The sequence below is a fragment of the Streptomyces sp. SID486 genome (genome assembly GCF_009865385.1).
Lineage (GTDB): Bacteria > Actinomycetota > Actinomycetes > Streptomycetales > Streptomycetaceae > Streptomyces.
Map to the genome: position 1 here is coordinate 22,770 of NZ_WWJT01000051.1, position 22,217 is coordinate 44,986.

General features: G+C 71.4%; 20 protein-coding genes. 19 read left to right on the plus strand and 1 reads right to left on the minus strand.

Annotation, left to right across the window (positions count from 1 at the left end):
* Window positions 1-75: 75 nt before the first annotated feature.
* From GT045_RS02625 to nusB, 13 genes are all read left to right on the plus strand, one after another.
* Window positions 76-540, plus strand: a complete 465-nt coding sequence (locus GT045_RS02625; RefSeq protein WP_202515018.1) for a DUF948 domain-containing protein — start codon at window positions 76-78, stop codon at window positions 538-540.
* Window positions 541-556: 16 nt separating this feature from the next.
* A complete protein-coding gene (locus tag GT045_RS02630) occupies window positions 557-919 on the plus strand; it encodes a hypothetical protein (protein ID WP_161333161.1) in 363 nt (120 codons plus the stop codon).
* Complete coding sequence (gene alaS, locus GT045_RS02635; protein ID WP_161287348.1) at window positions 919-3,591, plus strand: alanine--tRNA ligase; 2,673 nt, start codon at window positions 919-921, stop codon at window positions 3,589-3,591. Before GT045_RS02630 ends, alaS begins: the two co-directional genes overlap by 1 nt.
* Before the next feature lie 15 nt (window positions 3,592-3,606).
* Window positions 3,607-4,071 carry a Holliday junction resolvase RuvX gene (gene ruvX, locus GT045_RS02640; protein ID WP_161287347.1) on the plus strand — a complete coding sequence of 155 codons (465 nt, stop codon included), beginning with the start codon at window positions 3,607-3,609 and terminating at the stop codon, window positions 4,069-4,071.
* Window positions 4,072-4,193: 122 nt separating this feature from the next.
* Window positions 4,194-5,849, plus strand: a complete 1,656-nt coding sequence (gene mltG, locus GT045_RS02645) for an endolytic transglycosylase MltG (RefSeq protein ID WP_202526923.1) — start codon at window positions 4,194-4,196, stop codon at window positions 5,847-5,849.
* The gene (locus tag GT045_RS02650; RefSeq protein ID WP_161333162.1) at window positions 5,830-6,669 is read left to right on the plus strand and encodes a shikimate dehydrogenase; all 840 of its coding nucleotides are present in this window, start codon (window positions 5,830-5,832) and stop codon (window positions 6,667-6,669) included. Before mltG ends, GT045_RS02650 begins: the two co-directional genes overlap by 20 nt.
* Before the next feature lie 166 nt (window positions 6,670-6,835).
* Window positions 6,836-8,020 (plus strand): chorismate synthase, encoded by a 1,185-nt coding sequence (aroC, locus tag GT045_RS02655; RefSeq protein ID WP_161287345.1) that lies wholly within the window; start codon window positions 6,836-6,838, stop codon window positions 8,018-8,020.
* Complete coding sequence (locus tag GT045_RS02660) at window positions 8,017-8,535, plus strand: shikimate kinase (protein ID WP_161287344.1); 519 nt, start codon at window positions 8,017-8,019, stop codon at window positions 8,533-8,535. Before aroC ends, GT045_RS02660 begins: the two co-directional genes overlap by 4 nt.
* A complete protein-coding gene (gene aroB, locus GT045_RS02665; RefSeq protein ID WP_161287343.1) occupies window positions 8,532-9,623 on the plus strand; it encodes a 3-dehydroquinate synthase in 1,092 nt (363 codons plus the stop codon). Before GT045_RS02660 ends, aroB begins: the two co-directional genes overlap by 4 nt.
* A 201-nt stretch (window positions 9,624-9,824) precedes the next feature.
* A complete protein-coding gene (locus tag GT045_RS02670; RefSeq protein ID WP_161333163.1) occupies window positions 9,825-10,769 on the plus strand; it encodes a Pro-rich N-terminal domain-containing protein in 945 nt (314 codons plus the stop codon).
* Between the two features lie 222 nt (window positions 10,770-10,991).
* A complete protein-coding gene (locus GT045_RS02675) occupies window positions 10,992-12,098 on the plus strand; it encodes an aminopeptidase P family protein (protein ID WP_161298009.1) in 1,107 nt (368 codons plus the stop codon).
* Window positions 12,099-12,148: 50 nt separating this feature from the next.
* On the plus strand, window positions 12,149-12,715 hold the full coding sequence (efp, locus tag GT045_RS02680) for an elongation factor P (RefSeq protein ID WP_037742222.1): 567 nt from the start codon (window positions 12,149-12,151) through the stop codon (window positions 12,713-12,715).
* Between the two features lie 2 nt (window positions 12,716-12,717).
* Entirely contained in the window at window positions 12,718-13,146 is a 429-nt protein-coding gene (gene nusB / locus GT045_RS02685) for a transcription antitermination factor NusB (RefSeq protein WP_161298010.1), read from the plus strand.
* 304 nt (window positions 13,147-13,450) lie between these two features.
* On the opposite strand, the gene bldD is transcribed toward nusB, so the two are convergent.
* Window positions 13,451-13,954, minus strand: a complete 504-nt coding sequence (gene bldD, locus GT045_RS02690; protein ID WP_018570201.1) for a transcriptional regulator BldD — start codon at window positions 13,952-13,954, stop codon at window positions 13,451-13,453.
* Window positions 13,955-14,217: 263 nt separating this feature from the next.
* Here bldD and pyrR point away from each other — a divergent pair, with 263 nt between their 5' ends.
* The 6 genes from pyrR to carB all read left to right on the plus strand — a co-directional run bounded on the left by pyrR (window position 14,218) and on the right by carB (window position 22,176).
* Window positions 14,218-14,817 carry a bifunctional pyr operon transcriptional regulator/uracil phosphoribosyltransferase PyrR gene (gene pyrR / locus GT045_RS02695; RefSeq protein WP_161298011.1) on the plus strand — a complete coding sequence of 200 codons (600 nt, stop codon included), beginning with the start codon at window positions 14,218-14,220 and terminating at the stop codon, window positions 14,815-14,817.
* 90 nt (window positions 14,818-14,907) lie between these two features.
* Complete coding sequence (locus tag GT045_RS02700) at window positions 14,908-15,885, plus strand: aspartate carbamoyltransferase catalytic subunit (RefSeq protein ID WP_161298012.1); 978 nt, start codon at window positions 14,908-14,910, stop codon at window positions 15,883-15,885.
* A 7-nt stretch (window positions 15,886-15,892) separates the two neighbouring features.
* Window positions 15,893-17,179: a dihydroorotase gene (locus tag GT045_RS02705; RefSeq protein WP_161298013.1), complete on the plus strand. Its 1,287-nt coding sequence runs from the start codon at window positions 15,893-15,895 to the stop codon at window positions 17,177-17,179.
* Entirely contained in the window at window positions 17,176-17,736 is a 561-nt protein-coding gene (locus GT045_RS02710; RefSeq protein WP_161298014.1) for a hypothetical protein, read from the plus strand. Before GT045_RS02705 ends, GT045_RS02710 begins: the two co-directional genes overlap by 4 nt.
* A complete protein-coding gene (gene carA, locus GT045_RS02715) occupies window positions 17,733-18,875 on the plus strand; it encodes a glutamine-hydrolyzing carbamoyl-phosphate synthase small subunit (RefSeq protein ID WP_161333164.1) in 1,143 nt (380 codons plus the stop codon). The genes GT045_RS02710 and carA overlap by 4 nt, the downstream gene beginning before the upstream one ends.
* Window positions 18,868-22,176, plus strand: a complete 3,309-nt coding sequence (carB, locus tag GT045_RS02720) for a carbamoyl-phosphate synthase large subunit (protein WP_161333165.1) — start codon at window positions 18,868-18,870, stop codon at window positions 22,174-22,176. Before carA ends, carB begins: the two co-directional genes overlap by 8 nt.
* Window positions 22,177-22,217: the final 41 nt, after the last annotated feature.

The window sequence follows — 22,217 nt, forward strand, 5'->3', positions numbered from 1 at the left end:
GCCCGCACCCGTAATCCGGTACGGAGCCTCCGCCCCGGCGCGATAGGCTCGGGGCACTGCTTTTTCATGGTTCCGATGTTCAGAGCACGTTTCAGGGAGCGGGTGCGCACAGTGTCCGGTGGAGAGGTGGCCGGGATCCTGGTGGCCGTCTTCTGGGCGATCCTGGTCTCCTTCCTCGCCGTGGCACTGGCGAGGCTGGCCCAGACGCTCAAGGCGACCACCAAGCTCGTCGCGGACGTGACCGATCAGGCCGTCCCGCTGCTCGCCGACGCCTCCCAGGCGGTGCGCTCCGCGCAGACCCAGATCGACCGGGTCGACGCGATCGCCTCCGACGTCCAGGAGGTCACGTCGAACGCCTCCGCGCTGTCGACCACGGTCGCCTCCACCTTCGGCGGCCCGCTGGTCAAGGTCGCGGCCTTCGGCTACGGCGTGCGCCGGGCGCTCGGCGGACGCAAGGAGGAGGGCGTGCCCGCCTCGTCGGCCCGGCGTACCGTGATCGTGGGCCGGACGGTCCCCGCCGCACGTCGCAAGCGGAAGTAAGGACTGAGACCGAGCGATGTTCCGCCGAACGTTCTGGTTCACCTCCGGTGTCGCCGCCGGGGTGTGGGCCACCACCAAGGTCAACCGCAAGCTCAAGCAGCTGACCCCGGAGAGCCTGGCCGCCACCGCGGCGAACAAGGCCCTGGAGACCGGCCGGCGCGTGAAGGACCGCGCGGTCGGCTTCGCGCTCGACGTGCGCGACAACATGGCCCAGCGGGAGGCCGAACTGGGCGAGGCGCTGGGCATCGACGCCGAGCCCGGTCTCCCCGCGCCCCGGCGGTACGCCGCCATCGAGAACGACCGCAGCACCCCGAGGTACATCGAGGCCCCGATGACCTCGCACCCGAAGCACTCGTACGACCGGAATGAGGACCACTGATGGAGTCGGCTGAGATCCGCCGCCGCTGGCTGAGCTTCTACGAGGAGCGCGGGCACACCGTCGTGCCTTCGGCGTCGCTCATCGCGGACGATCCGACGCTGCTCCTCGTCCCCGCCGGCATGGTCCCCTTCAAGCCCTACTTCCTGGGCGAGGTCAAGCCGCCGTTCGCGCGCGCCACCAGCGTGCAGAAGTGCGTGCGCACACCGGACATCGAAGAGGTCGGCAAGACCACCCGGCACGGCACGTTCTTCCAGATGTGCGGCAACTTCTCCTTCGGCGACTACTTCAAGGAAGGCGCCATCACGTACGCCTGGGAGCTGCTCACCACGCCCCAGGACAAGGGTGGTTACGGTCTGGAGCCGGAGAAGCTCTGGATCACCGTCTACCAGGACGACGACGAGGCCGAGCGCATCTGGCACGAGGTCGTCGGGGTGCCGAAGGAGCGCATCCAGCGCCTCGGCATGAAGGACAACTACTGGTCCATGGGCGTCCCCGGCCCGTGCGGTCCCTGCTCCGAGATCAACTACGACCGCGGCCCCGAGTTCGGCGCCGAGGGCGGCCCCGCCGTCAACGACGAGCGGTACGTGGAGATCTGGAACCTCGTCTTCATGCAGTACGAGCGCGGCGAGGGCATCGGCAAGGACAACTTCGAGATCCTCGGCGAGCTGCCGAGCAAGAACATCGACACGGGCCTCGGCCTGGAGCGCCTCGCCATGATTCTGCAGGGCGTGCAGAACATGTACGAGATCGACACCTCCATGGCCGTCATCAAGAAGGCCACCGAGCTGACCGGCGTGGCCTACGGCGACTCCCAGCAGTCGGACGTCTCGCTGCGCGTGGTCACCGACCACATGCGCACGTCCGTGATGCTCATCGGCGACGGCGTCACCCCCGGCAACGAGGGCCGCGGCTACGTCCTGCGCCGCATCATGCGCCGCGCCATCCGCAACATGCGCCTGCTCGGCGCCACCGGCCCGGTCGTGCTCGACCTGATCGACACGGTGATCCGGATGATGGGCCAGCAGTACCCGGAGCTGGTCACCGACCGCGAGCGCATCGAGAAGGTGGCCGTCGCCGAGGAGAACGCCTTCCTCAAGACCCTCAAGGCCGGCACCAACATTTTGGACACGGCCGTCACCGAGACCAAGCAGACCGGTGGCACGGTCCTCTCCGGCGACAAGGCGTTCCTGCTCCACGACACCTGGGGCTTCCCGATCGACCTCACCCTGGAGATGGCCGCCGAACAGGGCCTCTCCGTGGACGAGGACGGCTTCCGCCGCCTGATGAAGGAGCAGCGGGAGCGCGCCAAGGCCGACGCCCAGGCCAAGAAGACCGGCCACGCCGACATGGGCGCCTACCGCGAGATCGCCGACGCCGCCGGTGCCACCGACTTCATCGGCTACACGGACACCGAGGGCGAGAGCACCATCGTCGGCATCCTCGTCGACGGCGCCTCCTCCCCGGCCGCCACCGAGGGCGACGAGGTCGAGATCGTCCTGGACCGCACCCCGTTCTACGCCGAGGGCGGTGGCCAGATCGGCGACACCGGCCGCATCAAGGTCGACACGGGTGCCGTCATCGAGATCCGCGACACCCAGAAGCCGGTCCCGGGCGTGTACGTCCACAAGGGCGTCGTGCAGGTCGGCGAGGTCACCGTCGGTGCCAAGGCCCACGCCTCCATCGACGGCCGCCGCCGTACGGCCATCGCCCGCGCCCACTCGGCCACCCACCTGACCCACCAGGCCCTGCGCGACGCCCTCGGCCCGACGGCCGCCCAGGCCGGTTCCGAGAACCAGCCCGGCCGCTTCCGCTTCGACTTCGGCTCCCCGGCCGCCGTGCCGACGGCCGTGATGACCGACGTCGAGCAGAAGATCAACGAGGTGCTCGCCCGCGACCTGGACGTGCACGCCGAGGTCATGGGCATCGACGACGCCAAGAAGCAGGGCGCCATCGCCGAGTTCGGCGAGAAGTACGGCGAGCGGGTCCGCGTGGTGACCATCGGCGACTTCTCCAAGGAGCTGTGCGGCGGCACCCATGTGCACAACACCGCCCAGCTGGGTCTGGTGAAGCTGCTCGGCGAGTCCTCCATCGGCTCCGGTGTGCGCCGTATCGAGGCGCTGGTCGGCGTGGACGCCTACAACTTCCTCGCCCGTGAGCACACGGTCGTCGCCCAGCTCCAGGAGCTGATCAAGGGCCGGCCGGAGGAGCTGCCGGAGAAGGTCTCCGCGATGCTCGGCAAGCTGAAGGACGCCGAGAAGGAGATCGAGAAGTTCCGCGCCGAGAAGGTGCTGCAGGCCGCGGCGGGTCTCGCCGGGTCCGCCAAGGACGTCAAGGGCGTGGCGCTGGTCACCGGCCAGGTCCCCGACGGCACGACCGCCGACGACCTGCGCAAGCTGGTGCTCGACGTGCGCGGCCGCATCCAGGGCGGCCGGGCCGCCGTGGTCGCGCTGTTCACGGTCGCGGGCGGCAAGCCGCTGACGGTCATCGCCACCAACGAGGCCGCCCGCGAGCGTGGCCTCAAGGCCGGTGACCTGGTCCGGGCCGCCGCCAAGACCCTCGGCGGTGGCGGTGGCGGCAAGCCGGACGTCGCCCAGGGCGGCGGCCAGAACCCGGCCGCCGTCGGTGCGGCCGTCGAGGCCGTCGAGCGGCTCGTCGCCGAGACCGCCGCGTAGAACGGTCGAGGAACCATGCGCAGAGGCCGCCGACTCGCCATCGACGTCGGGGACGCCCGGATCGGGGTCGCCTCGTGCGACCCCGACGGGATCCTCGCCACCCCGGTGGAGACCGTCCCGGGCCGGGACGTCCCCGCCGCCCACCGCCGGCTCCGTCAGCTGGTGGAGGAGTACGAACCGATCGAGGTCGTCGTCGGCCTCCCTCGCTCCCTCAAGGGGGGCGAGGGCCCGGCGGCGGTCAAGGTCCGCGCCTTCACCCAGGAACTGGCCAAGGGCATCGCGCCGGTTCAGGTGCGGCTGGTGGACGAACGGATGACGACGGTGACGGCCAGTCAGGGGCTGCGCGCCTCGGGGGTGCGGTCCAAGAAGGGCCGCGCGGTCATCGACCAGGCGGCGGCCGTCATCATTCTGCAGCAGGCCCTGGAATCCGAACGGGTGTCAGGTGAAGCACCCGGTGAGGGCGTCGAAGTGGTCATCTGATCGCGATACGGTAACGTTCCGCGCGATGCGCCGGTGTTCGAACAGCCGGGGCACAGAGAGAGGCGGAACGGAAACCGGCCCCCGGGCCGCGTGACCGTCGGCCTCGCGGCTCTAGGGGATCGATGACTGAGTATGGCCGGGGCCCGGGCCCCGAACCGTGGCATCCGGAGGACCCGTTGTACGGGGACGGCGGATGGGGAGGACAGCAGGCCCCCGCGGGCATGCGGTCCCCCTACGACGGCCGGCCTCAGCAGCATCCGCAGGCGCCGCAGTACGGCGACTGGACCCAGGAGCAGCAGCCCGGGTACGACGGGCAGCCCCAGCACTTCGACGCGTCCGGTCAGCAGCAGTACGATCCGCAGTTCGCCGGGCACACCCAGCAGCAGTTCCACCAGGGCGGCGGCTGGGACGCGACCGGCACCCACGGCCAGGTCCCCTACGCCGCCGACCCCGGCGACCCCTACGGTCAGCAGCCCGTCGCCTATGGCGGGGAGCAGCCCGACCTCTACGGCACCGAGGACGCCTACCCCCCGCCGGAACCGCCCGGCCGCAGGCGCCCCGAGCCCGAGCCCGAGCCGGAGACGGCGGGCGAGGAGGACCACGCCTTCTTCGCGGGAGGCGGTGAGGACGAGGAGGAGCACGAGCTCCAGAGCCGGCGCGAGCGGCGCGGCAAGGGCCGCAAGCCCGTCAAGAGCAAGAAACGGCGCACCGGCTGCGCCTGCATGGTCGTCGTCCTCGTGTTCGGCGGCGGCCTCGCCGGAGTCGGGTACTTCGGCTACACGTTCTACCAAAATCGTTTCGGCACGGCTCCGGACTTCGCGGGCGACGGCATCGACGAGACGGTGACCGTCGAGATCCCGAAGGGCGCGGGCGGCTGGGAGATCGGCCGCCGCCTGAAGGAGGCCGGGGTCGTCAAGAGCGCCGACGCTTTCGTCCACGCCCAGAGCCAGACGCCGGGCGGCAACGGGATCCAGGCCGGCGCGTACCTCCTGAAGAAGGAGATGTCCGCCGGCAGCGCCGTGAAGCTGATGATGGACCCGCGCAGCCAGAACAACGTGGTGGTCACCCCGGGCGAGCGCAATTCGGGTGTCTACGCGGCCATCGACAAGAAGCTGGAACTGTCCAACGGCACCACCAAGAAGGTCGCGCAAAAGCAGTACAAGAGCCTCGGCCTGCCGGCCTGGGCGAAGAACAGCAGCGACATCATGGACCCGCTGGAAGGCTTCCTCTGGCCGGCCACCTATCCGGCCGCGAAGGGCATGAAGCCCGAGACCGTCCTGCGGCAGATGGTCGCCCAGGCCAAGCAGAAGTACACCGCCTACGGCCTCGACGACAAGGCCAGGCAGCTCGGCCTCGACAACGCGTTCGAGCTGGTCACGGTCGCGAGCCTGGTCCAGGCGGAGGGCAAGACGCACGATGACTTCCGCAAGATGGCCGAGGTGGTCTACAACCGTCTCAAGCCCGACAACACCGAGACCAACCGGCTGCTCCAGTTCGACTCGACCTACAACTACCTCAAGGGCACGAGCAACATCCACATCTCCGAGAAGGAGATCAACAGCAACCCGAGCCCGTACAACACCTACACCCACAAGGGGCTCCCGCCCGGCCCGATCGGCAACCCCGGCGAGGACGCGCTGAAGGCGACGCTGAATCCGACCGAAGACGGCTGGATCTACTTCGTGGCGACCGACGGGACGAACAACACCGAATTCGCCAAGACCTACGCCGAATTCCAGGAACTCAAGGACAAGTTCAATGCCAACTCGGGCAACTGACGGCCGCCGTGCCGCCGTGCTCGGTTCGCCGATCGCCCACTCGCTCTCCCCGGTGCTGCACCGGGCCGCGTACGACGCCGCCGGGCTCACCGGCTGGTCGTACGACAGCTTCGACGTCGACGAGACCGCCCTGCCGGGCTTCCTGGACGGACTCGGGCCCGAGTGGGCCGGGCTGTCGCTGACGATGCCGCTGAAGCGGGCCGTGATCCCGTTGGTGGACGAGATCAGCGACACGGCGGCCTCGGTCGACGCGGTCAACACGCTGGTCCTCACCGAGGACGGACGCCGCCGCGGCGACAACACCGACATCCCGGGCATGGTGGCCGCCCTGCGCGAGCACGGCATCGAGCAGGTCGACTCCGCCGCCGTCCTCGGCGCGGGCGCCACCGCCTCCTCCGCGCTCGCCGCGCTCGCCCGGATCTGCACCGGGGAGGTCGTCGCCTACGTCCGCAGCGCGGCCCGCGCCGCCGAGATGCGGCAGTGGGGTGAACGGCTCGACGTGGAGGTCCGCACGGCGGACTGGTCCGACGCCGCCGACGCGCTGCGCGCCCCGCTGGTGATCGCCACCACGCCCGCCGGCGCGGCCGACGCCCTCGCCGCCGCCGTGCCCGAGCGCCCCGCCACCCTCTTCGACGTCCTCTACGACCCCTGGCCCACCGAGCTGGCGGCCCGCTGGTCCATGTTCGGCGGGGCCGTGGTCAGCGGCCTCGACCTGCTGATCCACCAGGCCGTACTGCAGTTCGAGCAGATGACCGGGCACGTCCCCGGTCCGCTGGACGCCATGCGGCACGCCGGGGAGAAGGCGCTCGCGGCCCGCTGACGCCCCTGCCGCACGTCCGTCTGCTGGACCGGCTGGCGGACCCCGCCGCCGGACGTGGGAGGATCGGAGGTGGCGTACCGGGGTCGCGCACCCGGCGGCGCCGTCGCCGTACGCGCGGACTCGCGTACGCAGGGCAGTACCGGAGCGCGAGCACTGAGGAGCACCGTTGAGCAGGCTGCGTTGGCTGACCGCGGGGGAGTCCCACGGTCCCGCACTCGTCGCGACGCTGGAGGGTCTTCCCGCCGGCGTGCCGATCACCACGGAGATGGTGGCGGATCACCTGGCGCGGCGGCGGCTCGGCTATGGCCGCGGTGCGCGCATGAAGTTCGAGCGCGACGAGGTCACCTTCCTGGGCGGTGTCCGGCACGGTCTGACCATGGGCTCACCCGTGGCGATCATGGTGGGCAACACCGAGTGGCCCAAGTGGGAGCAGGTCATGGCGCCCGACCCGGTCGACCCGGAGGTGCTGGCGGGCCTCGCCCGCAACGCCCCGCTGACCCGGCCCCGGCCCGGCCACGCCGACCTCGCCGGCATGCAGAAGTACGGCTTCGACGAGGCCCGCCCGATCCTGGAGCGCGCCTCCGCCCGCGAGACGGCCGCCCGGGTGGCGCTGGGCGCGGTCGCCCGGTCGTACCTGAAGGAGACGGCCGGCATCGAGATCGTCTCCCACGTCGTGGAGCTGGCCGCCGCCAAGGCGCCCTACGGTGTCCACCCCACCCCCGCCGACGTCGAGAAGCTCGACGCCGACCCGGTGCGCTGCCTCGACGCGGACGCCTCCAAGGCGATGGTCGCCGAGATCGACCAGGCCCACAAGGACGGCGACACGCTCGGCGGCGTGGTGGAGGTGCTGGCCTACGGCGTCCCGGTCGGCCTGGGTTCCCACGTGCACTGGGACCGGCGTCTGGACGCGCGCCTGGCCGCGGCCCTCATGGGCATCCAGGCGATCAAGGGCGTCGAGGTCGGCGACGGCTTCGAGCTGGCCCGGGTGCCCGGCTCCCAGGCCCACGACGAGATCCTCACCACCGACGAGGGCATCAAGCGCGCCACCGGCCGCTCCGGCGGCACCGAGGGTGGTCTGACCACCGGCGAACTGCTGCGCGTACGGGCCGCGATGAAGCCGATCGCGACCGTCCCCCGGGCGCTGCGGACGGTGGACGTCGCCACCGGGGAGCCCGCGCAGGCCCACCACCAGCGCTCCGACGTGTGCGCCGTGCCGGCCGCCGGCATCGTGGCCGAGGCCATGGTCGCGCTGGTGCTGGCCGACGCCGTCGCGGAGAAGTTCGGCGGCGACTCCGTCCCGGAGACCCGCCGCAACGTGCGCTCGTACCTCGACGGCCTGGAGATCAGGTGAGCACCGGACCGGTGGTCGTCCTGATCGGCCCGATGGGCGTGGGCAAGTCCACGGTCGGACGGCTGCTCGCCGAGCACCTCGGCGTCGGCTACCGGGACACCGACGACGACATCGTCGAGGCCGAGGGCCGCACCATCGCCGAGATCTTCGTGGACGAGGGCGAGCCCGCCTTCCGCGCGAAGGAGAAGGCGGCCGTACGGGCCGCGCTCGCCGCGCACGAGGGTGTCGTCGCGCTCGGCGGCGGAGCGGTCATGGACCCGGACACCCGGGCGCTGCTGGCCGGGCAGCGCGTGGTCTACCTCTCGATGGAGGTGGAGGAGGCCGTCAGGCGCACCGGTCTGAACGTCGCCCGCCCGCTGCTCGCGGTCAACCCGCGCAAGCAGTGGCGGGAACTGATGGAGGCACGCCGGCACCTGTACGAGGAGGTCGCCACGGCCGTGGTGGCGACGGACGGCCGTGGCCCCGACGAGGTCACCCGAGACGTGCTGGACGCACTGGAGTTGAAGCAAGGATGAGCGAGTCAGTCACCCGGATCCAGGTCGGCGGCACGGCGGGCACGGACGCCTACGAGGTGCTGGTCGGCCGGCAGCTGCTGGGCGAGCTGGCCGGTCTGGTCGGCGAGCGGGTCAAGCGGGTCGCGGTGATCCACCCGGAGTCGCTGGCCGAGACCGGCGAGGCGCTGCGGGCCGACCTGGCCGAGCAGGGCTACGAGGCCGTCGCGATCCAGGTGCCGAACGCGGAGGAGGCCAAGACCGCCGAGGTCGCCGCCTACTGCTGGAAGGCACTGGGCCAGTGCGGCTTCACCCGCTCCGACGTCGTCGTCGGCGTCGGCGGCGGAGCGACCACGGACCTGGCCGGGTTCGTCGCCGCGACCTGGCTGCGCGGGGTGCGCTGGGTCGCCGTACCGACCACGGTGCTGGCGATGGTGGACGCGGCGGTCGGCGGCAAGACCGGTATCAACACCGCCGAGGGCAAGAACCTGGTCGGCGCCTTCCACCCGCCCGCCGGCGTCCTGTGCGACCTGGCCGCGCTCGACTCCCTGCCGGTGCACGACTACGTGTCCGGTCTGGCCGAGGTCATCAAGGCGGGGTTCATCGCCGACCCGGTGATCCTGGAGCTGATCGAGGCAGACCCGGAGGCCGCCCGCTCCCCCCAGGGCCCGCACACGGCCGAGCTGATCGAGCGGTCGATCCGGGTCAAGGCCGAGGTCGTCTCCGCGGACCTGAAGGAATCCGGTCTGCGGGAGATCCTCAACTACGGCCACACGCTCGGCCACGCCATCGAGAAGAACGAGCGGTACAAGTGGCGGCACGGAGCCGCGGTCTCGGTCGGCATGCACTTCGCCGCCGAACTGGGCAGGCTGGCGGGCCGCCTGGACGACGCCACGGCCGACCGGCACCGCAGCATCCTGGAAGCCGTCGGCCTGCCGCTGCACTACCGCTACGACCAGTGGCCCAAGCTGCTGGAGACGATGAAGGTCGACAAGAAGTCCCGTGGCGACCTGCTGCGCTTCATCGTCCTGGACGGTCTGGCCCGGCCGACCGTGCTGGAAGGCCCGGACCCCGCGGTGCTGCTCGCCGCGTACGGCGAGGTCGGCCAGTAGGTCCCCGGCTGAGCGTTCTGTCCGTTCCGTCCGTTCCGTCCGCCTGGCTCCGCTCCCCGACTCCCGTGCCGGAGCGGGCACTTCGGGCCGCCCCCGGCCGTTTCACCAAACGACGGCCGGGGACGGTACCGTTCGGTAGGCGGCGGAGGCGTGCCCCCGCCGCCAGCACCACAGTGCCTGTACGAGACGGAGTGGCAACGGATGCAGCACGCAGTGGGGTCTCCGCTGCCGCCGCCCCACCAGCCGGGGCAGGGGCCGCACGCCGGCTGGGCGTCGGCCGCGCACCACGCGGGCCCGCACCAGGGAGGGGCCCAGAGCCCCGCCCCCGGGCCCCCGCCACCGGGCTTCCCGGCCCCACCGCCCTCCGTGCCGCCCGCCTCGCACCAGCCGCCGGCTCCGTCCGGCCCGGTGCCGCCGGTCTCGCACCAGCCGCCGGCTCCCTCCGGCCCGGTGCCGCCGCCCGCGCCGCAGCCGCATGTCTCCGGCCCACCGGCCTCCGATACCACCGGGCACGTGCCGCTGCCACCCGGCGGCCCGGTCGGCGCCCTCGTGGCACCGCCCGCCGCGGCCGCGGTCCCGGACCCGGCGGCCACCACCCTCGCCGTCCTCCTCATCGGCCCGGCCGGCGCGGGCAAGACCAGCGTCGCCAAGTACTGGGCGGACCACCGCCGCGTCCCCACGGCCCACATCAGCCTGGACGACGTCCGCGAATGGGTCCGCTCGGGCTTCGCCGACCCCCAGTCCGGCTGGAACGACAACTCCGAGGCCCAGTACCGCCTGGCCCGCCGCACCTGCGGATTCGCCGCCCGCAACTTCCTGGCCAACGGCATCTCCTGCATCCTGGACGACGCCGTCTTCCCGGACCGCCCGGTGGTGGGTCTCGGCGGCTGGAAGCGGCACGTGGGCCCCGGCCTGCTCCCCGTCGTCCTGCTCCCGGGCCTGGACGTCGTCCTGGAGCGCAACGCCGAGCGCTCCGGCAACCGCCGCCTCACCGACGAGGAGGTGGCCCGCATCCACGGCCGCATGGCCGGCTGGTACGGCTCGGGCCTGCCGATCATCGACAACTCCCAGCTGGACGTCGCGGGCACGGCCCAGGTCCTCGACGAGGTCCTCGCGCGGGCCATGGCGAGTCCCCCGAGCTGGTAGCCGGGAAGGGAGCGTCCCGGCCTGGGGGTGCGGGCGACCCGCGCCGCCCCCCGGCGCACCCTGCGGCGTATGCCTCAGCACCCCCCGGCGCACCCTGCGGCGTATGCCTCAGCGCCCCGCAGCGCACCCCTCAGCACCCCCGGCGTATGCGTCAGCACCCCGCGGAACCCCACTCGGCCCTCTCAATCGGCACAAATCGCCCAGAACTCCTACGCTCATCTCATGTCAGAGGTGTACGCGAACCGCCGATCCCGGCTGCGGGACCACGTCAACGCGGCCGGCACCGCGGCAGCGCTCGTCACCCGCCCGGCCAACGTCCGCTACCTCGCCGCCGCAGCCCCGCAGGGAGCCGTCCTGCTGCTCGGCCGGAGCGAGGACCTCCTGGTGTGCGCCGGCCCGCCGGAGGACCGTCCCTACGAAGGCAGGCCGGACGAGCACGTGCGCCTGCACGTCCTCGCCGCGAACGGCGGTGACGCCTCGGTCGCGGCGGCCGGCCTCGCCGCGGCCCAGGGAGCCGACTCCCTGGCGGTCGAGGAGCACCACCTCACCGTGGCCCGGCACAGAGCCCTCGCCTCGGTCGCCCCCGGGCTCCGCCTCACCGACATCGGCGGCGCCGTCGAGCAGCTGCGGGTGGTCAAGGACGAGGAGGAGATCTCCTGCATCCGCATCGGCGCCGAGATCGCCGACCAGGCCCTCGGCGAACTGCTGGAGTCCATCCTGGTCGGCCGCACCGAACGGCACCTCGCGCTGGAGCTGGAGCGGCGCCTGGTGGACCACGGCGCCGACGGCCCGGCGTTCCCCACCTCCGTGGCCACCGGCCCGCACGCCGGCCGCCGGGGGCACCGGCCCACCGACCGGCGCGTGGAGGAGGGGGACTTCCTCTCCGTCTGCCTCGGCGCCACCTACCGCGGCTACCGCTGCGAGATCGGCCGTACGTTCGTCATCGGCACCTCGCCGGCCGACTGGCAGATCGAGCTGTACGACCTCGTCTTCGCCGCTCAGCGGGCCGGACGGGAGTTCCTCGCACCCGGCGCCGCCTACCGCGACGTGGACCGCGCGGCACGGCAGGTACTGGACACCGCGGGCTATGCGGAGGCCCTGCCACCGCTGATCGGACACGGGGTCGGACTCGAAATCGACGAGGACCCGCAGTTGGCGCCCGCGGCCATGGGTAAACTGGACGCTTGCGTGCCGGTCACCGTCGAACCGGGGGTCCACCTCCCGGGCCGGGGCGGTGTCCGGATCGATGACACGCTCGTCGTGCGCCCCGAGGCGGACGGCGGACCCGAGCTACTCACCATCACGACCAAGGAGCTGCTCGCGCTGTAGGAGTGCGTGCCCCCGTGGTCGTCCACGTCAGTCCAGGAGATTCCGCAACCGTGGCTTCCACGAACGACCTCAAGAACGGATTGGTGCTCAAGCTCGAAGGCGGCCAGCTCTGGTCCGTCGTCGAGTTCCAGCACGTCAAGCCTGGCAAGGGCCCGGCCTTCGTGCGCACCAAGCTGAAGAACGTGCTCTCCGGCAAGGTGGTCGACAAGACCTTCAACGCCGGTGTCAAGGTCGAGACGGCCACTGTCGACAAGCGCGACATGCAGTTCTCGTACATGGACGGCGAGTACTTCGTCTTCATGGACATGGAGACGTACGACCAGCTGATGGTCGACCGCAAGGCCGTCGGCGACGCCGCCAACTTCCTCATCGAGGGCTTCACGGCCACCGTGGCCCAGCACGAGGGCGAGGTGCTCTTCGTCGAGCTGCCGGCCGCCGTCGAGCTGGTCGTCCAGGAGACCGAGCCGGGTGTCCAGGGCGACCGCTCCACCGGTGGTACCAAGCCCGCCACCCTGGAGACCGGCCACCAGATCCAGGTCCCGCTCTTCATCACCACCGGTGAGAAGATCAAGGTCGACACCCGCACCAGCGACTACCTCGGCCGGGTGAACAGCTAACCGTGGCTGCCCGCAACACGGCCCGCAAGCGCGCTTTCCAGATCCTCTTCGAGGGCGATCAGCGCGGCGCCGACGTCCTGACGGTCCTCGCGGACTGGGTCCGGCTGTCCCGGTCCGACACCCGGCAGCCGCCGGTCAGCGAGTACACGATGCAACTGGTCGAGGGCTACGCGGAGCACGCGACGCGGATCGACGAGCTGATCGCCCAGTACGCCGTGGGCTGGACGCTGGACCGCATGCCGGTCGTCGACCGCAACATCCTGCGGCTGGGCGCGTACGAGCTGATCTGGGTCGACGAGACCCCGGACGCCGTCGTCCTGGACGAGATGGTGCAGCTGGCGAAGGAGTTCTCGACGGACGAGTCGCCCGCCTTCGTCAACGGCCTGCTGGGCCGGCTGAAGGAGCTGAAGCCGACGCTGCGGCGCGCGTAGCCGCACAGCCCGCCCAGAGGGGCGCAGAGGACTGCCGTACGGCGGCTGCGGGTCTCCCGTGGCGCGTCGCGCAGTTCCCCGCGCCCCTCAGGCATGTCCGCGCTGCGGTGCCGGGCGCGTCCGCCCATGGCGCACGTCCGCCCCAGGCGGACCCCGGCCTCGTCACCGGCGTCCGAGGCCCGGCCGCGCGTGCCGACGCCGGTGCCGGGCGGGCGCGGCCTCGTCGCAGAACGCCGCCGGGGTGGCCGGACCATGAAGGTCCGGCCACCCCGGCGGCACGTTTCTGCTGAGTCCTGGGAGGGGGCTACGCCTCTTCGTGCGAGGCCACCGCGCGGCGCGCGTCCGCGTCCAGCACGCCCCAGCTGATCAGCTGCTCGGTGAGGACCGAGGGGGACTGGTCGTAGATGACGGCGAGTGTGCGCAGGTCGTCCTGGCGGATCGACAGCACCTTGCCGTTGTAGTCGCCGCGCTGGGACTGGATCGTCGCCGCGTAGCGCTGCAGCGGGCCCGCCTTCTCGGCCGGCACGGTGGCCAGCCGCTCCAGGTCCAGGACCAGCTTCGGCGGCGGCTCGGCGGCCCCGCCCGGCGTGGTGCCCGGCAGGAGTTCCTGGACCGGGACGCCATAGAAATCGGCCAACTCGGCAAGACGCTGGACGGTCACGGCGCGGTCGCCGCGCTCGTACGAACCGACCACCACGGCCTTCCAGCGCCCCTGGGACTTCTCCTCGACACCGTGGAGGGAAAGGCCCTGCTGGGTGCGGATGGCCCGGAGCTTGGCCCCGAGCTGTTTGGCGTATTCGCTGGACATATGGCTCCCCGGACACTGTGTCGACGCGGCCGGCTGTCTTCCCGCCGCGCGGCTGGTAACTCACTGTGAGGTTACGCAGCGTGACTCTCATGCGTCAAGCCGAATGGTCCACACCGACTCTTCCGTGGTAGTGGCCGTCCACTAGGCCAAGCGGGTGACAGGGGGGAGGCCGGGAGGCGGTGCGCGACCTGCTACCGTGGATGGCGCAAATCCGACGTCCTTTAAGATCCGTCCCGTGAGGCGGAGAAGGGGGTCCGTTTCGTATGGACAAGCACGACAGGCACGGCAGGCAGGACCTGCACGCGCATCCTCAGGCGTCCGATGCCCGGCCCGTTCTCGAAGGTCCCGACATCGCGCGGGTGCTGACCCGCATCGCCCACGAGATCGTCGAGCGCGCCAAGGGCGCCGACGACGTGGTGCTCCTCGGCATTCCGACCCGGGGCGTCTTCCTCGCCCAGCGGCTCGCCGCCAAGCTGGCGCAGATCACCGACCGCACGGTCCCCGTCGGCTCGCTCGACATCACGATGTACCGCGACGACCTGCGCATGCACCCGCCGCGTGCGCTGGCCCGTACCGAGATCCCCGGTGACGGCATCGACGGCCGGCTGGTCGTCCTCGTCGACGACGTGCTCTTCTCCGGGCGCACCATCCGTGCCGCCCTCGACGCGCTGAACGACATCGGGCGCCCGCGCGCGGTGCAGCTCGCGGTCCTGGTCGACCGGGGCCACCGTGAACTGCCCATCCGCGCCGACTACGTCGGCAAGAACCTCCCCACGTCGTTGCGGGAGACGGTCAAGGTGCAGCTCGCCGAGGAGGACGGTCGCGACACCGTGCTCCTCGGTGCGAAGCCGGCCGGTCACTAGCGAGCCGGGCACCCGGCCGCCCCCGGCGTGCCGACCGATGCCCGGTATGTCGTAATTCTCCCGAATGAACTGCCTTACGGAGCCTGACAGATGCAGCGTCATCTCATCTCGGCCGCCGATCTCACCCGCGACGACGCCGTCCTGATCCTCGACACCGCCGAGGAGATGGCCCGGGTCGCCGACCGGCCGATCAAGAAGCTGCCGACCCTGCGCGGCCGGACGATCGTCAACCTCTTCTTCGAGGACTCCACGCGCACGCGGATCTCGTTCGAGGCCGCCGAGAAGCGGCTGTCCGCGGACGTCATCAACTTCACCGCCAAGGGATCCTCGGTGTCCAAGGGCGAGTCCCTCAAGGACACCGCGCAGACCCTGGAGGCCATGGGCGTCGACGCCGTGGTCATCCGGCACGGCGCCTCCGGGGCCCCGTACCGGCTCGCCAACTCCGGCTGGATCGACGCCGCCGTCATCAACGCCGGCGACGGCACGCACCAGCACCCCACCCAGGCCCTGCTGGACGCCTTCACCATGCGCCGCCGGCTGATCGGCCGCGACGCCGGGCTCGGCCAGGACCTGTCCGGCAGGCGGATCACCGTCGTCGGCGACGTCCTGCACAGCCGGGTCGCCCGCTCCAACGTCGACCTGCTGCACACCCTCGGCGCCGAGGTCACCCTGGTCGCCCCGCCCACCCTCGTCCCGGTCGGCGTCGAGAAGTGGCCCTGCGAGGTGTCGTACGACCTCGACAGCACGCTGCCCAAGAGCGACGCCGTGATGATGCTCCGCGTCCAGCGCGAGCGCATGAACGCGGCCTTCTTCCCGACCGAGCGCGAGTACTCCCGCCGCTACGGCCTGGACGGCGACCGCATGGCCCGGCTGCCCGAGCACGCCATCGTGATGCACCCCGGCCCCATGGTCCGCGGCATGGAGATCACCGCCGAGGTCGCCGACTCCGGCCGCTGCACCGCCGTCGAGCAGGTCGCCAACGGCGTCTCCATCCGGATGGCCGTCCTCTACCTGCTGCTCGGCGGCAACGAGCCCGCCGTCACCCCCGCCCGTACCGAGGAGAAGTAGAAAACCCATGAGCAAGATCTTGATCCGTGGTGCGAAGGTGCTCGGCGGCGCGCCGCAGGACGTGCTGATCGACGGGGAGACCATCGCCGGGACCGGTGCCGGGCTGTCCGCCGAGGGTGCCGAGGTCGTCGAGGCCGGCGGCAAGGTGCTGCTGCCGGGCCTGGTCGACCTGCACACCCACCTGCGCGAGCCGGGCCGCGAGGACTCCGAGACCGTCCTCACCGGCACCCGCGCTGCGGCGAGCGGCGGCTACACGGCCGTCTTCGCCATGGCCAACACCTTCCCCGTCGCCGACACCGCCGGCGTGGTCGAGCAGGTCTGGCGGCTCGGCCAGGAGCACGGCTACTGCGACGTGCAGCCCATCGGCGCCGTCACCGTCGGCCTGGAGGGACGCAAGCTCGCCGAGCTGGGCGCGATGCACGAGTCCGCCGCCGGTGTCACCGTCTTCTCCGACGACGGCAAGTGCGTCGACGACGCCGTGATCATGCGCCGCGCGCTGGAGTACGTGAAGGCGTTCGGCGGCGTCGTCGCCCAGCACGCCCAGGAGCCCCGGCTGACCGAGGGCGCCCAGATGAACGAGGGCGTCGTCTCCGCCGAACTGGGCCTGGGCGGCTGGCCGGCCGTCGCCGAGGAGTCGGTCATCGCGCGCGACGTGCTGCTCGCCGAGCACGTCGGCTCCCGCGTCCACATCTGCCACCTGTCGACGGCCGGCTCCGTGGAGATCGTCCGCTGGGCCAAGTCCCGGGGCATCCAGGTCACCGCCGAGGTCACCCCGCACCACCTGCTCCTCACCGACGAGCTGGTGCGCACCTACGACCCCGTCTACAAGGTCAACCCGCCGCTGCGCACCGAGCGCGACGTCATGGCCCTGCGCGAGGCGCTCGCCGACGGCACGATCGACATCGTCGCCACCGACCACGCCCCGCACCCGCACGAGGACAAGGACTGCGAGTGGGCCGCCGCCGCCATGGGCATGGTGGGCCTGGAGACCGCGTTGTCGGTGGTCCAGGAGACCATGGTCGACACGGGTCTGCTGGACTGGGCCGGCGTCGCCGACCGCATGTCCGTCAAGCCCGCGCAGATCGGACAGGCCACCCGGCACGGCCGTCCCGTCTCGGCTGGTGAGCCCGCCAACCTCACCCTCGTCGACACGGAATACCGTGGCCTGGTGGACCCCGCGGGCTTCGCCTCACGCAGCCGCAACACCCCCTACCAGGGACGTGAGCTGCCGGGCCGTGTGACGCACACGTGGCTGCGGGGCAAGGCCACGCTCGTCGACGGGAAGCTCACGTGACACCTGTAATCCTGCTGGCCGAGGCACGGAAGTCCGCCGAGGTCACCGACTGGGGCGGCCGCATCGGCTGGCTCGTCGGACTGGCCCTGTTCATCGCGCTCGTCTACTGGCTGATGCGCGAGGGCTGGAAGTGGCGCGGCACCCTTCAGGGTGACCTCCCGGCGCTGCCCACCGCGCCGGAGGAGACCGGCCCGGTGAAACTGGGCATGAGCGGCCGCTACCACGGCTCCACCACCGCCGGGCAGTGGCTGGACCGGATCGTGGCCCACGGCCTGGGCACCCGCAGCCGGGCCCGGCTCACCCTGACCGACGCGGGGCTCCTCGTCGAGCGCCCCGGCGCCACCGACTTCTTCGTCCCCACGGCCGCACTGCGCGGCGCCCGGCTGGACAAGGGCATCGCCGGCAAGGTCCTCACCGAGGGCGGACTGCTGGTGGTGACCTGGGCGCTGGGCGACAAACTGATCGACTCCGGCTTCCGCTCCGACCACGCGGCCGAGCACGCCGACTGGGTCGACACCCTGAACCAGATGACCAACGACACGGAAGGCGCGCGATGACGACCTCCACCAGGGGAGCCGCGAAGGCTCCCGCCGTACTCGTCCTGGAGGACGGCCGCATCTTCCGCGGTCGCGCCTACGGGGCCGTGGGGGAGACCTTCGGCGAGGCCGTGTTCTCCACCGGCATGACCGGCTACCAGGAGACCCTCACCGACCCGTCGTACGACCGCCAGATCGTCGTCGCGACCGCCCCCCAGATCGGCAACACCGGCTGGAACGACGAGGACGACGAGTCGGGCCGCATCTGGGTCTCCGGCTACGTCGTGCGCGACCCCGCGCGCGTGCCGTCCAACTGGCGCTCCAGGCGCTCCCTGGACGACGAGCTGGAGCGGCAGGGCGTCGTCGGCATCTCCGGCATCGACACCCGCGCCCTCACCCGCCACCTGCGCGAGCGCGGCTCGATGCGCGCCGGCGTCTTCTCCGGCGAGGCACTCGCGGCCGACGCCGAGCTGCTGGAGCGCGTACAGGCCCAGCCGCACATGAAGGGCGCGAGCCTCTACGAGGAGGTCGCCACCAAGGAGGCGTACGTCGTCCCCGCGGTCGGCCAGAAGAAGTTCACCGTCGCCGCCGTCGACCTCGGCATCAAGGGCATGACCCCGCACCGCATGGCCGAGCGCGGCATCGAGGTGCACGTGCTGCCGGCCACCGCCACCGCCGAGGAGATCTACGCCGTCGAGCCCGACGGGGTGTTCTTCTCCAACGGCCCCGGCGACCCCGCGACGGCCGACGGCCCGGTGGCCCTGATGACCGCCGTCCTGGAGCGCCGGACGCCGCTGTTCGGCATCTGCTTCGGCAACCAGATCCTCGGCCGCGCCCTCGGCTTCGGCACCTACAAGCTGAAGTACGGCCACCGGGGCATCAACCAGCCGGTCCAGGACCGTACGACCGGCAAGGTCGAGGTCACCGCGCACAACCACGGCTTCGCCGTGGACGCGCCGCTCGACAAGGTCAGCGAGACGAGGTTCGGCCGCGCCGAGGTCTCGCACGTCTGCCTGAACGACGACGTCGTGGAGGGGCTCCAGCTGCTCGACCAGCCGGCCTTCTCCGTCCAGTACCACCCCGAAGCGGCAGCGGGCCCGCACGACGCCGCCTACCTGTTCGACCGCTTCGTTTCCCTGATGGAGGGCCAGCGTGCCTAAGCGCACCGATATCCAGTCCGTCCTGGTCATCGGCTCCGGCCCGATCGTCATCGGCCAGGCCGCCGAGTTCGACTACTCCGGCACCCAGGCGTGCCGCGTGCTCAAGGCCGAGGGCCTGCGCGTCATCCTGGTCAACTCCAACCCGGCGACGATCATGACCGACCCGGAGATCGCCGACGCCACCTACGTCGAGCCGATCACCCCCGAGTTCGTCGAGAAGATCATCGCCAAGGAGCGCCCCGACGCGCTGCTGCCCACCCTGGGCGGCCAGACGGCCCTGAACACCGCCATCTCGCTGCACGACAGCGGCGCCCTGGCCAAGTACGGCGTCGAGCTGATCGGCGCCAAGCCCGAGGCGATCCACAAGGGCGAGGACCGCGACCTGTTCAAGAACGTCGTGGAGGAGGTCCGGCGCAAGACCGGGCACGGCGAGTCCGCCCGCTCGGTGATCTGCCACACCATGGACGACGTCCTCAAGGGCGTCGAGACCCTCGGCGGCTACCCGGTCGTCGTCCGCCCGTCCTTCACCATGGGCGGCGCCGGCTCCGGCTTCGCCCACGACGAGGAGGAGCTGCGCCGCATCGCCGGGCAGGGCCTGACGCTCTCGCCGACCACCGAGGTGCTCCTGGAGGAGTCCATCCTCGGCTGGAAGGAGTACGAGCTGGAGCTGATGCGCGACAAGAACGACAACGTCGTGGTCGTCTGCTCCATCGAGAACTTCGACCCCATGGGCGTGCACACCGGTGACTCCATCACCGTCGCCCCGTCGATGACGCTGACCGACCGCGAGTACCAGATCCTGCGGGACATCGGCATCGCCGTCATCCGCGAGGTCGGCGTCGACACCGGTGGCTGCAACATCCAGTTCGCCGTGAACCCCGACGACGGCCGCGTGATCGTCATCGAGATGAACCCGCGCGTCTCCCGCTCCTCGGCGCTCGCCTCCAAGGCGACCGGCTTCCCGATCGCCAAGATCGCCGCCAAGCTGGCCGTCGGCTACACGCTGGACGAGATCCCGAACGACATCACGCAGGAGACCCCGGCCTCCTTCGAGCCCACGCTCGACTACGTGGTCGTCAAGGCCCCGCGGTTCGCGTTCGAGAAGTTCCCGCAGGCCGACTCCACGCTGACCACCACCATGAAGTCGGTCGGCGAGGCCATGGCCATCGGCCGCAACTTCCCCGAGGCCTTCCAGAAGGCGCTGCGCTCGCTGGAGAAGAAGGGCAGCCAGTTCACCTTCGTCGGCGACCCCGGCGACAAGGAGGCCCTGCTGCGCGAGGCCGTACGCCCGACCGACGGCCGGATCAACACCGTCATGCAGGCCATCCGCGCGGGCGCCACCCCCGAGGAGATCTTCGAATACACGAAGATCGACCCCTGGTTCGTGGACCAGCTCTTCCTGATCAAGGAGATCGCGGACGAGCTGGCCGAGGCGCCCGAGCTGACCGCCGACCTGCTCGCCGAGGCCAAGCGGCACGGCTTCTCCGACCAGCAGGTCGCCGAGATCCGCGGCCTGCGCGAGGACGTCGTCCGCGAGGTCCGGCACGCCCTCGGCATCCGCCCGGTCTACAAGACGGTCGACACCTGCGCCGCCGAGTTCGCCGCGAAGACGCCGTACTTCTACTCCTCCTACGACGAGGAGACCGAGGTCGCGCCCCGCGAGAAGCCCGCGGTGATCATCCTGGGGTCCGGTCCGAACCGCATCGGCCAGGGCATCGAGTTCGACTACTCCTGCGTCCACGCCTCCTTCGCGCTGTCCGACGCCGGGTACGAGACCGTGATGGTCAACTGCAACCCGGAGACCGTCTCCACCGACTACGACACCTCCGACCGGCTGTACTTCGAGCCGCTCACGCTGGAGGACGTGCTGGAGATCGTCCACGCGGAGTCCCTCGCCGGCCCCGTCGCCGGTGTCATCGTCCAGCTGGGCGGCCAGACCCCGCTCGGCCTGTCGCAGGCGCTGAAGGACAACGGGGTGCCGGTCGTCGGCACGTCCCCGGAGGCCATCCACGCCGCCGAGGACCGCGGCGCCTTCGGCCGCGTCCTCGCGGAGGCGGGGCTGCCGGCCCCCAAGCACGGCACGGCCACCACCTTCGCCGGGGCCAAGGCCATCGCCGACGAGATCGGCTACCCGGTCCTCGTGCGCCCGTCGTACGTGCTCGGCGGACGCGGCATGGAGATCGTCTACGACGAGACCCGCCTCGCCTCCTACATCGCCGAGTCGACCGAGATCAGCCCCTCCCGGCCGGTCCTCGTCGACCGCTTCCTCGACGACGCCATCGAGATCGACGTCGACGCCCTCTACGACGGCGAGGAGCTCTACCTCGGCGGCGTGATGGAGCACATCGAGGAAGCCGGCATCCACTCCGGCGACTCGGCGTGCGCCCTGCCCCCGATCACCCTCGGCGGCTTCGACATCAAGCGGCTGCGCGCCTCCACCGAGGCCATCGCCAAGGGCGTCGGCGTGCGCGGTCTGATCAACATCCAGTTCGCCATGGCCGGCGACATCCTCTACGTCCTGGAGGCCAACCCGCGCGCCTCCCGCACGGTCCCCTTCACCTCGAAGGCGACCGCGGTGCCGCTCGCCAAGGCCGCCGCCCGGATCTCCCTGGGCGCGACCATCGCCGAGCTGCGCGCGGAGGGTCTGCTGCCGAGGAACGGCGACGGCGGCGAGCTGCCGCTGGACGCGCCGATCTCCGTCAAGGAGGCCGTGATGCCGTGGTCGCGCTTCCGCGACATCCAGGGCCGCGGCGTCGACACCGTGCTCGGCCCGGAGATGCGCTCCACGGGCGAGGTCATGGGCATCGACTCCGTCTTCGGCACGGCGTACGCCAAGTCGCAGGCGGGTGCCTACGGCCCGCTGCCCACCAAGGGCCGCGCCTTCATCTCGGTCGCCAACCGCGACAAGCGCTCGATGATCTTCCCGGCGCGCGAGCTGGTCGCCCACGGCTTCGAGCTGCTCGCCACCTCCGGCACCGCCGAGGTCCTCAAGCGCAACGGCATCAACGCCACGGTCGTGCGCAAGCAGTCCGAGGGCACCGGCCCGAACGGCGAGCGGACCATCGTCCAGCTCATCCACGACGGCGAGGTCGACCTCATCGTCAACACCCCGTACGGCACCGGCGGCCGGCTCGACGGTTACGACATCCGCACGGCGGCGGTGGCCCGCTCCGTGCCGTGCCTGACGACCGTCCAGGCGCTGGCGGCGGCGGTCCAGGGCATCGACGCCCTCAACCACGGCGACGTGGGCGTCCGCTCGCTCCAGGAACACGCGCAGCACCTGACCGCGGCCCGCGACTAGCAGCCCCGAGGGGGACACCGGAAACGGTGTCCCCCTCTTCA